Below are 13008 nucleotides of genomic sequence, written 5' to 3' on the forward strand. Positions count from 1 at the left end.
AAGTATTTTGTGTTCTTAAAATTTTTACTTTCTAAAAAGTGTTGTGTGAGCACATTCCGTGAATGTTTGCCCCCCAGACTCAATGGTGTAACTAGAAAAGGGCGAACTCGAGGTTCGCCCTGAAGAAATCAGCCGCAGTCTGCCAGACTGTCAGTAGGACAGGTTCCAGCATCGAATTCTGCTACCTGTACTGCCAGCACTTTTCCAACGCCATCGCTCAGCGGCTCTTCAAGGTTAACCAGAGCCTCTGCTGCGGACAACACCAGCATTTTGTCTTCTTTGCTACCGCCAACGAGTTGGTCGAACGCTTTGCCGCTATTGGCAGAATCGACGATTGCCTGCATACGTTGTTGAATCTGGTCCAGCTGCTGGCGTACCTGTGCGTCCAGTTCACTGTCTTTTTCACGTACCAGATCAGAAAGGCTCGGGCCTTGCACTATGGAACCATCCAACCTTGTATAGGTACCTGTATAGGCATTGATGACGCCCTGAGCATTATTATAGATGGCAATATGGGTGGCATCGCTGAAGCAGTCGTGTTCGTCTTCGGTACTGCCGAACAGAATGGCGACTTTCATGCGCTCACTGGCCAGTTCGCCGATAGCCATGTCGCCCATGGAATCGAGAACACGTTGTACGCCGTCCCCGCGAGTCAGAAAGTCGTGACGCAGGGTACCTTTGATTTCGCCAGCCTCGGGTGACCATTCGTTGGCCATTTCAGACAGGTCACTGATCAATAGAGAAGTGACTGCACGAAGGTATTCAGCACGACGCTGACAGATTTTAGGATCTGACTTCACCGGTCCGCTGGTACATGTGCCTCGTGAAGCTTGGGTATAGTAGTCACTGACAGGGCGCTTGCCAGCACCGGGGTTGGTACCATTGGTGTCTTGGCCCCAAAGCAGAAATTCGATGGCATGAATGCCTGTCGTGACATTGGCTTCTGCACCTCCCACCTCATTCAAGCTGGCTAGTAGTTCAGGCGTTAGATTGCTGACATCCAGTTGCTCACCGCCGACTGTCAGAGTGGAGAAGCTATTGATGATATTGGCCGGTGCATTGTATTCGCCTTGATAGCTGCTGGCATCAACGTAGTCAATCAATGCTTCATCCAGCGGCCAGGCGTTTACTTGTCCTTCCCAGTCGTCAATACTCGCGGGCCCACCATCGGCATCCAGGCCTGGTGTCACATGACCGTTTTCCAGATCAAAACGGAACGCTTCGCTTTGCTGGTAAGGTACACGAGCCTGCCGATAGACGGTTTTAGCGGCTTTCAGATTCTGCGGAGTGGGGTTGTTCAGGAAGGTTTCAATACGGGTTTGCAGGTGTTTCGCACTGGTCAGAGAATCCGAGTATTCCGCATAGGCCAGGTTTGCATAATGTTCAGCCACCGTGGCAGGCGTAATTTCCTGCTGACTAGTCTGTGTATCATTTTCTGTGCTTGCGCAGGCTGTCAATAGAGCAGCCGCTGATAAAGTGGTCAGAGCCGCTTTCAGAGAGGAAAGCTTGTGTGTCGGCATCATGGTTATTACCCGTCAAGGAGTCAATTTATAAATATAATGTAAATGATAATAATTGTTATTTATCGATACCGCAAGAATGTCGGGAGGATGCAAAGAAGGTAGTGCGAAGAAGAGTATTGCAGGCAGGATTAAACTTCCAGGGGCGCAGGTACGTAAGTTCTCAGATAAGAAGGCCGCCACATGTAGAAACTATCAAATCAGGAGTATTGTTTTAATGTATATAGACCGGCAAGCCATTGAGCAAATGGAGCACTTGTATCGGGTTGCTTTTATCAACTCACTTTCCGGTTTCAAAAGTGCCAATCTTCTTGGAACCGTCGATAATCAGCGACGAACCAATCTCTCGATTGTCAGTTCCTGTGTTCATATCGGTGCACATCCTCCTTTGTTGGCCATGGTGATCCGGCCGCATTCTGTGGATAGACATAGCCTGGAAAACCTTCTGGAAACAGGCGAGTACACTCTCAATCATGTCAGTGACGATATTTTTCGCCAGGCCCACCAGACCTCTGCCCGCTATCCCAAAGACACTTCCGAGTTCGGGGCTACGGGCTTGACGGAATTATGGCAGGAGGGGTTTAAAGCGCCTTATGTGCAGGAAGCGAGCATTCGTCTGGGTCTGCAATTTCGTGAACACCATCACCTGGAGATCAATAAAACAGAGTTTATCATTGGTGAGATTATGCAGGTCTGGGTGCCGGATGATTGTGTGGGGGCTGATGGCCTTGTAGATATCGAAAAAGCCGGAACTGTGGCTTTGTCAGGGCTGGATCGATATCACCGGAGTGAGCAACTGGCCAGACTGAGTTACGCCAAGCCGGACAGGCCACTTGAGGACATATGAAAGGGGCGCTCAGCCCCCGGATTTTTTAGCGTTGTAGCCAAGCCTGGTCAGCTCCTGCAACAACAGATTCCTGTGGTCCCCCTGAATCTCGATGATGCCATCTTTGATGGTTCCACCAACACCGCACTTCTGTTTCAGGCTCTTCGCCAGGTTTTTGAGATCTTCCCCGGCCAGCGGAATACCACTGATCAGAGTGACCCCCTTTCCTTTCCGACCTTTGGTTTCCCGGCTGATTCTGACCTTTCCGTCTCCCGGTGCAGTATTTGATTGTTTACAGGTACAGGCCTTGACCGGCTTACCACAGTCGGGACAGGTTTTTCCCTGCACGGTAGAGTAAACGACACCTGATTCCGCCTCCGAAGGCGTATCCTCCACCCCCATGGATTTCTTGAGGTCGGTAAGGGACATGAATTTGGATTTTTGACTCATTTGTATTCCTGTTTTGGTTGAAGAGTCCCCATAAAGTGATCCAGGGAGCCTCTTAACAGTATTAAAGTCACTAGCTTATGGCCCGTTCGGATTGTAATAGCTGGCAAACGTATTGGTCGATCCATGCATCCAGACGGTAGTTCTCAATAAAACCACAATGGCCGCCAAAGGGTGAGCGCACAATATCCAGAAAATGATTTCCGCGCACCTCCGCCAGATCCTGTAGCGGAATGACGGGGTCATCTTCGCTCATGATCAGCGTTGAGGGTACTTGCAAATGGGTGAGAGTTTCTCCTGTCAGAGCATAACTGTCAAAGTAGTCCTGCAAGCGGTCAAACGGGGTGTGATGAGTGACAAAATAGTGTGACATGTCGGTCAAACTGGTTTTGCCTGTGAACGACTCAGCATTGACGAGTTCCGGGAACGCTTCTGCCTTGCGGTTGATGGATTTTCGCCACTTTTTGCGGAAGTAACCCCGATATATTGGCAGGCCGTTTTCCAGAGCCCAAAGAGTGTTCTTGGCATGCAGTAAAGGAGAAATTCCTATCACCCGTTGCATATTCAGGCTGAAGGCCTGTGCTTGTGTTCCGACACGGAGGGCAAAGTTTCCACCTAGGGAAAACCCTAGGAGGTACCACTGTGGTGGCGTAATCCTGCATTGCAGCAGGTGCAGTGCTTCACAGATTTCATCCAGCAGGCAGGCATGAAACATTTCCTGATTCAGGTGGTGGGTGGGTCCATGGTCTCTGAGATGGAGACGGAAAATATCGTAACCCTGCTTGTATAGCACTCCGGCAATTGAGAGGAGATACAGAGAGTCCGCACAGCCTTCCCAGCCATGGATCAAGACAACGGTTTCGCGGGGTTGATGATCGTGGCGACTGAGTAAGCCGTGGATCCTGACGCCATCTTTGCAGTCCAGAATCACTTCTTCGGCTGTCTCAATGACCTCTCGTGCTCGACGACGCACAACAGGTGCTCTGAGTTTGATGGAGGCCAGCATGGATTGAGTATGAGGGTTACGAAGCCCCCATTTCGGGGACCACTCTACCCGTTTGTTCCTGTGTCTGGTGCTGTCCTGGTGCTCTGTCATAGCGTTCACTTCACTTTATGGACCATGGACTATCGCGTCATGGCCTCTTTGATCCAGCTACCCAGCTTGCGGATTGCCTCCTCTCTTTCAGGAGTCCACCCCTGGGCATAATTCAGCCTGAAGCAATTCCGGTACTGGCCGGTCACAGAAAACAACTCTCCGGGAGCGATAAAGACATTTTCGGCATGCCCCCGATGGTAGAGCTCTGTGGTATTAACCTTATTAGGCAACTCAAACCAGGCAACCAAGCCTCCCTGAGGACGGGAAATCCGGGTTTCCTGCGGAAAGTATTCTGCCACCAGGTCCAATAGTCTCAGATAACGCTGACGATAGGTTTCCCTGGCCTGTCGCAGGTGCCGTTCGTATGTTCCCTGGGCAAGTACCTCGGCCGCGACCATCTGCTGTAGTGACGGTATGGAAATCGTGTTGATGAACTTCCGGTGCACTACCTCCTCAAAATACCGTCCAGGCATGACCCAGCCAACCCGAAGCTGGGGGTCAATGGTTTTGGAAAGCGAAGAACACAACAGCACCCGGCCGTCCGGATCAAAAGCCTTCACGGCTTTGGAGCGACGTTCACCGAAATATAAATCTCCATAAATATCATCCTCAACCAGCGGGATGTCATAACGCACCAGCAAGTCAATCAGGGCCTGCTTTCTCTCATCAGGAATAGTGCTTCCCAGGGGGTTGGAAAAGGTGGAAACGCTTAGCAAGGCCTTGATGGGCCATTTTTCCAAAGCCAGTTGCAGCGCTTCGAGACTGATACCGGTTTCATGGTTGGACGGTATCTCCAGAGCTTTGAGGCCGAAAGCCTCGATCATTTGCAGCAGTCCATAATAACTCGGGGATTCCACTGCGACGATATCACCGGGTTGGGTCAATACACGGAGGCAGAGCGCCATGGCATTTTGACATCCAGCCGTCGTAATAATCGCTTCCGGAGATACAAAAACACCTGCATCCACAGCTCTGCGGGCAATCTGTTGGCGGAGTTCCGGTAATCCTTCCGGGCTGTCATAGCCAACGCCAAGAAGGCGCCGGGTCCGGGATATCTGGGTAAAAGTGCGCTGCACATGCTTGACGATAGGAAAGTCTAGGGCTGGTATCGCCGCTGACATGCTGACCCCTTTATTGGCTGCCACATCCCTTTGTACTTCCATCACCAGTTGTGATGTGTTGGCGGGACGAGGCCGGGGCATAGTGCGGATCTGTCGGGGCACGGCCAGCGACTCTTCATGCCGCCGGCGAACATAGTAGCCCGACTTGGGGCGGGACTCGACCCAGCCTCTTTCTTCCAACAGGCCATAGGCTGTGGTGACAGTGGAAATACTAACCGCCTGCCGGCGCGAGAGCTCGCGCACAGAAGGCATTCGGTCTCCCACCTGAAATACACCTTCCCGGATTTGATCGGTCAACTGTTCTGCCAGTTGAGCATAAAGATTTGTTTCCATGGTGAGCCCCGTGAACCAATAAAACACCATCTGTCATGGCAAACAGTCACATCGACCAGTACAGATTCTTAAAAATATGCCATAACAGAAGAGTAATTACCTAATCTGTTATGGTCAATGTTTTCTTTAATTGAATCTGTAACGGTTCAATTGATGTCGCTAACATAGGCATCGTGGAAGTCACCACTGGATGGTACCCAAAGACCTCCTAACAAAAATAATCAGGCCCGCCTTTAAGGGTCTTCCACAACGAGTTTAGGGCAGCAGGTAGCTGTCAGGTATAAGTTCTGGAGGCATAACATGAGCGTACAAGTAGATCGAATCAACCATTCTTCAAATTTCACTGACCATACTGTGGCCGGTCAGTCACACGGATTTCTGAGCCAGTTTATCGGCCATCCGGTGATAGCGGTGCTGTCCCAGTGGAAACACAACTATCAGACCCGTCGTCAGTTGGCATCCCTGCCGGACGCCATTCTGGAAGATATTGGTCTGAGCCAGGCTCAAGTAAAAAAAGAGCTGAACAAGAAGTTCTGGCAGGATTAAGTTCCTGCCTGTTACAAGCCAGCCATTCAGTTGGCAGGCCGGCAGGGTAAAACACCCGAATTATTACAGCGTTTGAATTACTGTTTTGGGAATTTCTCATGGAAATCTTGGTGAGTGCATTACTGTTTGCGTTGGTGTCCACGGTCACCCCTGGGCCTAACAATATTATGGTAATGACGTCCGGTCTGAATTATGGGGTATACCGGACCCTGCCACACTTTTTTGGTATCTGTCTTGGTTTTCCAACCATGGTCGTGGCCGTTGGTGTTGGTCTTGGTGCTTTGTTTGAAGAAGTTCCCTTACTGCATACGATTATCAAGATCGTCGGTATTACCTACCTGCTGTATCTGGCCTATAAAATCGCCATGACCCGCAGTGGGCCATCGGATACAGGCAGCAGCCGGCCTTTGACGTTTATTCAGGCAGCTCTTTTTCAATGGGTTAATCCTAAGGCCTGGGTAATGGCTGTTGGCGCTATGGCGGCTTTCACCACGGTGAACGGTGAAGTGTTGAGTCAGTCATTGTGGATTTCTTCCGCGTTTCTGCTAGTGAGTTTTCCCTGTGTTGGCCTATGGCTGGTGGGTGGGGCTGCTATGCGTAACTGGCTGAGCCAGCCAAGGCAGCTGCGTCTGTTCAATATCACTATGGCTTCATTGCTTGCGCTGTCAGTGTTGCCAATGGTGTCCGCCAAATTCGTCTGAGCACAGTAATAATTCTCTGAGCATTATCCTGAGATCCAGGTGGTTCCCTGAATTGAGCACCTTTCCGAAATATGATGTCTTCCCTTTTAGCATTCGGTACTCCGTAAGCTAAACATACCCTCGGGAAGGTTTTTGGGGTCGATACCTCCTGTCGGCCCATTTTTTCTTCTTATACCGGTCATCTAATTGGTTCTGTCCAATATTCCACTCGGTTTCAGCCTCCTGACAGAATGCTGTCAGTAGACATGAATTAGTTTATTACCACGGATGATACAAACGTTCATTAACTAACGAGGAGACTGTAATATGTCCGGAAACACAGCCGATACGAATGTCGTTGAAATGGTGACTTTTAAACTACTGGCAGGTACCACAGAGCAGGACTTTCTGGCAGCCAACGAAGGTATTCAGCAGTTTGTTAAACAGCAGCCCGGTTTTTTATACCGCAGTCTGTGCAAGCTGGATGGAGAGGAGGAGTGGACAGATATCGTCTATTGGCAGAATCTAGCCGCTGCTGAAACGGCAGGTAAAGATTTTATGGAATCGCCCCTGAGCAAGCCGGCCTTGTCCTGTATTGACCCTGATAGCGTGACCATGAGGCATTTGCCGGTTGTCACCAATAGCTGTTCCATTGAATAACAATTTTCTCTGAAAGTCGGAAAGGATACATGCCCCATGCGTAAGGCAGATCGCCTGTTTCAGATTGTCACGATTCTGCGAAGTCAGCGTGGGGCTGTAACCGCCCGCACTATTGCCAATCAGTTGGAAGTCACTGAGAGAACAATCTATCGGGATATGCAGGCTCTGATGTATTCCGGAGTGCCGATAGAGAGTGAGGCGGGTGTGGGATACCGTCTGATGCGGGGTTTTACTTTGCCTCCTTTAAATTTTCAGGAAGAGGAACTGGAAGCTCTATTGGTCGGAATGCGGATGGTTCAGGCCTGGAGCGATCGTGCTTTGGGACGGGCGGCGACTCAGGCTTTACAGAAAATATTGGCGGAACTTCCACCGCATCTGAAGCGGCTGGGGGAACAGACACAAATACATTCGCCACAATTTTTTGTCGACAGGAAGGTTGCCCAGTACGGTGAAGAGCTGCGTCTGGCTATTCGGCGACAGAAAGTGATCCGGATCAGGTACCAGCGGGCTGATGGCGAGTTCAGTGAGCGTTCACTGGAACCGTTGGGACTTTTCTATTGGGGACGCACCTGGACACTGGTTGCCTGGTGCCGATTACGTGGCAGTTACCGTGAGTTTCGCCTTGATCGAATTCAGACTCTGGTACTGGATGCTGATTATTTTGAACTGGAGCGGGAAAAAAAAACCTGGACCACTATGTGGCTTATGTCACAGCCCAGTTCAATGCCTGCCCAGAAGGGCCCAGACCACCGGAAGACTGAAAGCCTGGTCTTGTAAAGGTACGGTTCACAGCCCCTTCAGCAGTACTGACCCGTCCACTCGGCTCCAGAAGCCCTTTTTATTGCTGTGACTTTGCCTTAGTTGGTGAAGATATTCGCTATGATTGGGCAGGTGGGCGTAATCCTGACAATTCTGATCCAGTTCCAGCAGTGATTGTACATAGTCTGCTGCATAGAGGTAGGCCTTGCTGTAGGCTCGATTCAGAATATCCTCCAGCAGCGCCCGATAGCAAAGTATGGCACCGAGAGGGACTTTACTTTCCTTGAAGCTCTCTGCCAACGCCAACAGATCACCATAGTAGTATTGCTGTAATTGATTTCCCTGCCTGAGCAGAAGATTGAGCGCCTTTGATGGCTGGTTCAGCTCCAGTAAAAGGTTGGCTGCCAGTGTTCCGTTGTCAGCTCTTTCTGCCTTGGTAATCGCATCATTGAGCATCTGCTGGTGCTCTGATTTAGGTGTCGATGCCAGCAACGCCTGAAAGTTTTCGGTGCTGGGCTCCAGAGTGAACAGACGGTTGAGAATCTCTTTTTCCGCAGTTTCGTTGTTCTGCTGCCGATAGGCGCTTAATAGAAGTTCAAGCGTTTCTTTCTGAGCAGGTTGAAGTTTCTCAAGGATTCTGATGGCTTCCACCGGTTGCAGAAAGTCCAGATAGTTTCTGGCCACATCAATCATATCCTGTGGATGGGGTTGATGGGTGTATAGTGTCAGCGCTTCTTCATATAGCTTTGGGGTCTCCAGTGCTTTAGAGACACCCTGAAGCCCCTGGAAGGCTTCCTGTCGTTTCAGTGCCTCATCACGGTCAGCCGGAACACTTTTCAGTCGTTGTTGGTAACGCCAGGCCAGCCTTCTGAGTTCTTCCTCAGAAAACGCGCCTCTGGTTTCTTTGAGCATGTTCAGATAAAAATGGTAAGGATCATGCTGGCGCCAGGCATCAAACCGGCTCAACCACTCACCATCCTCAAAATGTTGATTAGTGCGGGCCACCTTTATGGCACTGATCAATAGCAGGGTCGCTTCCTGATATACATCGGCCACAACTCCCGCCGAATCGTCACTTCGCAGTAGAATTCTGTCATGAGAGTCAATGAATTCGACAATCACCTCACAGGCGAGCATAGGATGGTCCGGCAGCAGAGCTCCCTGGATGTCACTTAATAGCTGCTGCAACTGGGCGGCAAAACTGAATGAGGCACTATATTCGATAAAACGTCGTGATCTGGCGAGTTGTCTGATCGACTGACGCAGGCTATCGGCCAATTCCGAAGGGGAGTTCTTCAGCAGATAGCGATCGATGTAATTGTCGATGTCCGAGTGCCTTCCGTGCAGATCCAGCAGCAGGTCGATCATATCGGCCTTGCCCAGTTTCGCCAGCCGGGTTGCAAGATCTTTTGAGTCAGTTGCCATTGCTCACCCCTGTGCTGATATCTTCTGTCTGGAAAGCTATTGAGTTAATTATCTGTTTTGGAGAGCATACTCCTTAAAACATCATCAAGATAACATTCCTATCAAGGAGAGACTATGACCTCATTGGCCCCTCAGGCACAGGCGGTGCTGGATTTCTGGTTTCGGGAACTGGAGCCGAAGGACTGGTGGCGTAAAAGTGCCCAGTTGGATAGCACCATTGCCCGCCGTTTCGGCGATGTACATCAAGCGGCTTGTGCCGGCGAATGCGAGCACTGGCGATCTACGCCACTGGGGCGACTGGCGGAAGTGATCGTGCTTGATCAGTTCTCTCGAAATATTTACAGGGATCGTCCACAGGCTTTTGCCGCAGACAGCATGGCTCTGGTATTGTCCCAGGAGGCGATAGCTCAGGGAGCGGATGCGGTGCTTACGCCTCCACAAAAAGCCTTTCTGTATCTGCCATTCATGCACAGTGAGTCGTTACAGATCCATGAGCGGGCTTTGCTGCTGTTTAATCAGCCCGGACTGGAAAACAACCTGGAATTTGAGCACCGGCATAAAGATATCATTGAACGTTTCGGGCGCTATCCTCACCGAAATGACATCCTTGGACGCAAATCCACAGCAGAAGAGGTGGCATTTTTAAAGGAGCCAGGTTCTTCTTTTTGACAACGCATTTCTTTGTGAAACAACTATACTATCCAAGAGGCTTTAACACTGCGATAACGGATATTGCGCAGTTATATCGACGGGGGTAGTCATGGTTAAGGCAAGGTTTCACATAGGGCAGTTGATCGAGCATAATCTGTTCGGATACCGGGGAGTCGTGGTGGGTGTGGACTCTCGTTTCAATCACACCGACTCCTGGTACGAAAGTGTGGCCAAATCCCGTCCCCCAAAAGACAAGCCCTGATACCATGTCCTGGTGGATGAATCAGACTATGTCACTTATGTCGCAGAGCGGAATTTAAGGCCGAGCCTTGAAGAACGTCAGATCGATCATCCCTTGCTGGGCCACTACTTTGATCGCTTTGATGGAGCCCGCTACCTGCCAAAACAGGGCTGTCACTAAGACTCGTTCTTGCTTACGTGTCAACAGGTCTTAATCTGGATTGCTGTATATCGGTATGTCAATAAAGAACGTGGTGCCTGAGTCCAGGGTGGAGTCTCTCACGTTTTCTGCTGACATGGATTCATAAGAAATATCGCCGAACATATTCAGCATGATGCCTTTGGCCAGTCCCAGGCCAACGCCGCGGCCATGAGTATTACTATGACTCTGAGATTCCTTCTCCTCGCTGATAATATGAAACAGCGTTGGACGGAGCTTCATTGGAATTCCTGGGCCATCGTCGGCAATGGAAATGCGAACACTGTCTTCTGTGTGGGAGAGGGTTACCTGGATATTGCTGCCGTTACCGCAATAGCGGACGGCATTTCCAATGATGGTATCCAGTACCTGTTCCAGACGAATGGAATCCGCTTTGACATTGGGAATGTCCATGAACGTGTCAAAATTGATCCGTTGCAGCTTCTTCCGGGCTTTTGGCTCCCAGCGTGCAGCGACTCTCTGGATCACTGAAGTGAGGTCTACTTCCCGCAGATCTAGTTCAAGACTGCCGGACTGTAGTTCATAAATATCCATGACCTCCTGGATCAGGTCTTCCAGCCGCAGGCAGTTCTCTTCTGCTATTTTCAGCAAACTCAGGGTTTGTTCCTGAATACTGCCAGCCATGCCGTTCTTGCACAGGGTAACGGCACCACGTATGGCTGTCAGAGGAGACCTGATTTCCTGGCTGACCGAGGCCAAGAACAGATTATTGGTTCGATTAAGCGTGGTGACATCCCGCTTGGCAGATATAATCTCCTGGCTTTTCATGGTCATATTACGGACCAATCGATCCTGCAGGTCATACAGATTTTCCGCATTCCGGTAAAGCCTTTGAATAGAATGAGCGATATCACCAATCTCGTCTGTCTGACTCAGATAGGGGAGTTTCTGTTCAGTGTACCCTTCGCTGATTCTATACGTGGCAAGGCTCAGGTCTCTGAGTCGCATGGTCAGGCGATGATAAGCGGCGGTGATACCCATCAAGACAATGACTACCCCCAGCAGAATCGCAAGACTCTTGCGTACTACCGTATTCAGCAAGTAATGAAGAGAAACCTCGGCGTCAACAATGACTATGATTTCTCCAGCTTCAACATGCTCATCATCGACAGTCCAGTTCAGGCTCTTGGCCATCAGGATATGGTGATCCGGATCTGATTTGTCGCCCCGCTCCGCGACGGCAATGCCTGAATCGTTGCGTACACTGGCATAGAGGATGTTGGGAAATGACGTCAGGTGAACCAGGAGCTCCTGTACTGCCGCCAAATCATCATTGAATACCGCCGAAGCAAGACTGGGATTAATTGAGTCAAGAGTGTTCTCAGCCATTTCCCGCCGATGCTGAATCTCAATCTGTAGTTGTTGGTAGCCCTCATATAATCCATCAAGAACGGTCAGCGCCATAATTGCCAGTGCTGAAAGGAGCATGATTTTAGTGGGCCATGTCCTCGCCAGTTTGCTCTCTGAAAAATGATTGATTCTGTCCATCTGTGAAGGGGGCGGCTTGGCGCTGCTCATATTATCGTTCCGGGCTCACCACTTCTGGCACGAACACACCCTAAGGGCTTAAGAGATTATGATTGGCCAGCATTAAGCTGGTGCTAAGCCCTGTTGCGTTTCATTCGCGCTAACAGGCCATAGTATTATGAGTTTAGAAGCATGCAGCCAATCATGCTTAATTAATTGGTGTTTTTTGGCGGGGATAGACGTTGGTTAAGGTGATGACAGCCGTTATTGTCATCACCTGCCCTAATCAGTCAGCGCGCCCCATGAAGCGCTTCTCACCGGTGTGAATCTTTACCTTCTCTCCCTGCTCCAGATACTCAGGCACCTGTATGGTCAAGCCAGTTGCGAAGGTGGCTGGTTTGGTTCGGGCACTGGCAGAGGCGGCTTTCATGGCTGGAGCCGTTTCTTCCACGACCATTTCTACGGTCTGGGGAAGTTCCAGAGCAATCACCTGCCCCTCTACCATCAGAACCTGCAAACCTGCAGTTTCTTCTGTCAGGAATAACAACAGGTCGGCGATGTCGGATTTTTTCAGTAGGTACTGGCTGTAGTCCTCGGCATCCATGAAGACATAATCGTCCCCATCAATATACGAGAAAGTCACCGGGCGACGCTCCAGAAGCGTTGTCGTCAGCATGTCGTCGCCTTTGAATGTTTCTTCGTGTTTGAGGCCAGTACGCACATTGCTGAAACGCATTTTGTATAGCGTCGCGGCGCCGCGGGCACTGGGACTGTGGACCTCAATATCCTTGATGATCAGTAGTTGGTTATTCAATTCAACCACTTCTCCCCGTTTTATCTCACTTGCCCTTGGCATGAAAAAGTCTCCTGGTCAGCGCCGGCGGCGGAAATTACAGAATATGATCGACGCGCATTTTAGGGCATGCAGTAAGGGGGAACAATGCCCCCTTGTTTGTAGAAGGATAACGAGATTACTGGCATAAAAGTAAGGCTAATTCAAAAAGCGAGCTGTATCCG

The 13008-nt window shown here is 50.3% G+C and carries 13 protein-coding genes and 1 pseudogene; 7 read left to right on the forward strand and 7 right to left on the reverse strand.

All coding sequences use genetic code 11. The annotated features are described in order from the left end of the window. Positions 1 to 128: 128 nt before the first annotated feature. A complete protein-coding gene (locus tag F566_RS0125675; protein WP_020409910.1) occupies positions 129 to 1523 on the reverse strand; it encodes an imelysin family protein in 1395 nt (464 codons plus the stop codon). Between the two features lie 214 nt (positions 1524 to 1737). On the opposite strand from F566_RS0125675, the gene F566_RS0125680 reads away from it, so the two are divergent. Next, positions 1738 to 2367, forward strand: coding sequence for a flavin reductase family protein (locus F566_RS0125680; protein ID WP_020409911.1), 630 nt, complete (start codon positions 1738 to 1740; stop codon positions 2365 to 2367). A 9-nt stretch (positions 2368 to 2376) separates the two neighbouring features. Here the strand turns inward: F566_RS0125680 and F566_RS0125685 are convergent, their stop codons facing one another. The 3 genes from F566_RS0125685 to F566_RS0125695 all read right to left on the reverse strand — a co-directional run bounded on the left by F566_RS0125685 (position 2377) and on the right by F566_RS0125695 (position 5343). After that, positions 2377 to 2748, reverse strand: a complete 372-nt coding sequence (locus F566_RS0125685) for a translation initiation factor Sui1 (RefSeq protein WP_026180316.1) — start codon at positions 2746 to 2748, stop codon at positions 2377 to 2379. Between the two features lie 118 nt (positions 2749 to 2866). After that, complete coding sequence (locus tag F566_RS0125690) at positions 2867 to 3889, reverse strand: YheT family hydrolase (protein WP_026180317.1); 1023 nt, start codon at positions 3887 to 3889, stop codon at positions 2867 to 2869. A 29-nt stretch (positions 3890 to 3918) separates the two neighbouring features. Continuing rightward, positions 3919 to 5343 carry an aminotransferase-like domain-containing protein gene (locus F566_RS0125695; RefSeq protein ID WP_020409914.1) on the reverse strand — a complete coding sequence of 475 codons (1425 nt, stop codon included), beginning with the start codon at positions 5341 to 5343 and terminating at the stop codon, positions 3919 to 3921. Positions 5344 to 5643: 300 nt separating this feature from the next. Here F566_RS0125695 and F566_RS34100 point away from each other — a divergent pair, with 300 nt between their 5' ends. The 4 genes from F566_RS34100 to F566_RS34105 all read left to right on the forward strand — a co-directional run bounded on the left by F566_RS34100 (position 5644) and on the right by F566_RS34105 (position 8006). Continuing rightward, entirely contained in the window at positions 5644 to 5889 is a 246-nt protein-coding gene (locus tag F566_RS34100) for a DUF1127 domain-containing protein (protein ID WP_020409915.1), read from the forward strand. Positions 5890 to 5987: 98 nt separating this feature from the next. Then, on the forward strand, positions 5988 to 6590 hold the full coding sequence (locus tag F566_RS0125705; protein ID WP_020409916.1) for a LysE family translocator: 603 nt from the start codon (positions 5988 to 5990) through the stop codon (positions 6588 to 6590). A 306-nt stretch (positions 6591 to 6896) separates the two neighbouring features. Next, complete coding sequence (locus F566_RS0125710; protein ID WP_020409917.1) at positions 6897 to 7229, forward strand: antibiotic biosynthesis monooxygenase family protein; 333 nt, start codon at positions 6897 to 6899, stop codon at positions 7227 to 7229. 36 nt (positions 7230 to 7265) lie between these two features. Continuing rightward, positions 7266 to 8006, forward strand: a complete 741-nt coding sequence (locus F566_RS34105) for a helix-turn-helix transcriptional regulator (protein ID WP_083921179.1) — start codon at positions 7266 to 7268, stop codon at positions 8004 to 8006. Positions 8007 to 8015: 9 nt separating this feature from the next. Here the strand turns inward: F566_RS34105 and F566_RS0125720 are convergent, their stop codons facing one another. After that, on the reverse strand, positions 8016 to 9413 hold the full coding sequence (locus tag F566_RS0125720) for a DUF6880 family protein (protein WP_020409918.1): 1398 nt from the start codon (positions 9411 to 9413) through the stop codon (positions 8016 to 8018). A gap of 114 nt (positions 9414 to 9527) precedes the next feature. Between F566_RS0125720 and F566_RS0125725 the strand changes: the two genes are divergently transcribed. Beyond that, positions 9528 to 10082: a DUF924 family protein gene (locus F566_RS0125725; RefSeq protein ID WP_020409919.1), complete on the forward strand. Its 555-nt coding sequence runs from the start codon at positions 9528 to 9530 to the stop codon at positions 10080 to 10082. Positions 10083 to 10173: 91 nt separating this feature from the next. Continuing rightward, positions 10174 to 10485 (forward strand): annotated as a pseudogene (gene hspQ, locus F566_RS37785) (heat shock protein HspQ). A 30-nt stretch (positions 10486 to 10515) separates the two neighbouring features. Here hspQ and F566_RS0125735 read toward each other — a convergent pair. Next, complete coding sequence (locus F566_RS0125735; protein WP_020409921.1) at positions 10516 to 12042, reverse strand: HAMP domain-containing sensor histidine kinase; 1527 nt, start codon at positions 12040 to 12042, stop codon at positions 10516 to 10518. Between the two features lie 235 nt (positions 12043 to 12277). Continuing rightward, complete coding sequence (gene efpL / locus F566_RS0125740; protein ID WP_020409922.1) at positions 12278 to 12847, reverse strand: elongation factor P-like protein EfpL; 570 nt, start codon at positions 12845 to 12847, stop codon at positions 12278 to 12280. Positions 12848 to 13008: the final 161 nt, after the last annotated feature.

Source organism: Hahella ganghwensis DSM 17046 (genome assembly GCF_000376785.1).
GTDB lineage: Bacteria > Pseudomonadota > Gammaproteobacteria > Pseudomonadales > Oleiphilaceae > Hahella > Hahella ganghwensis.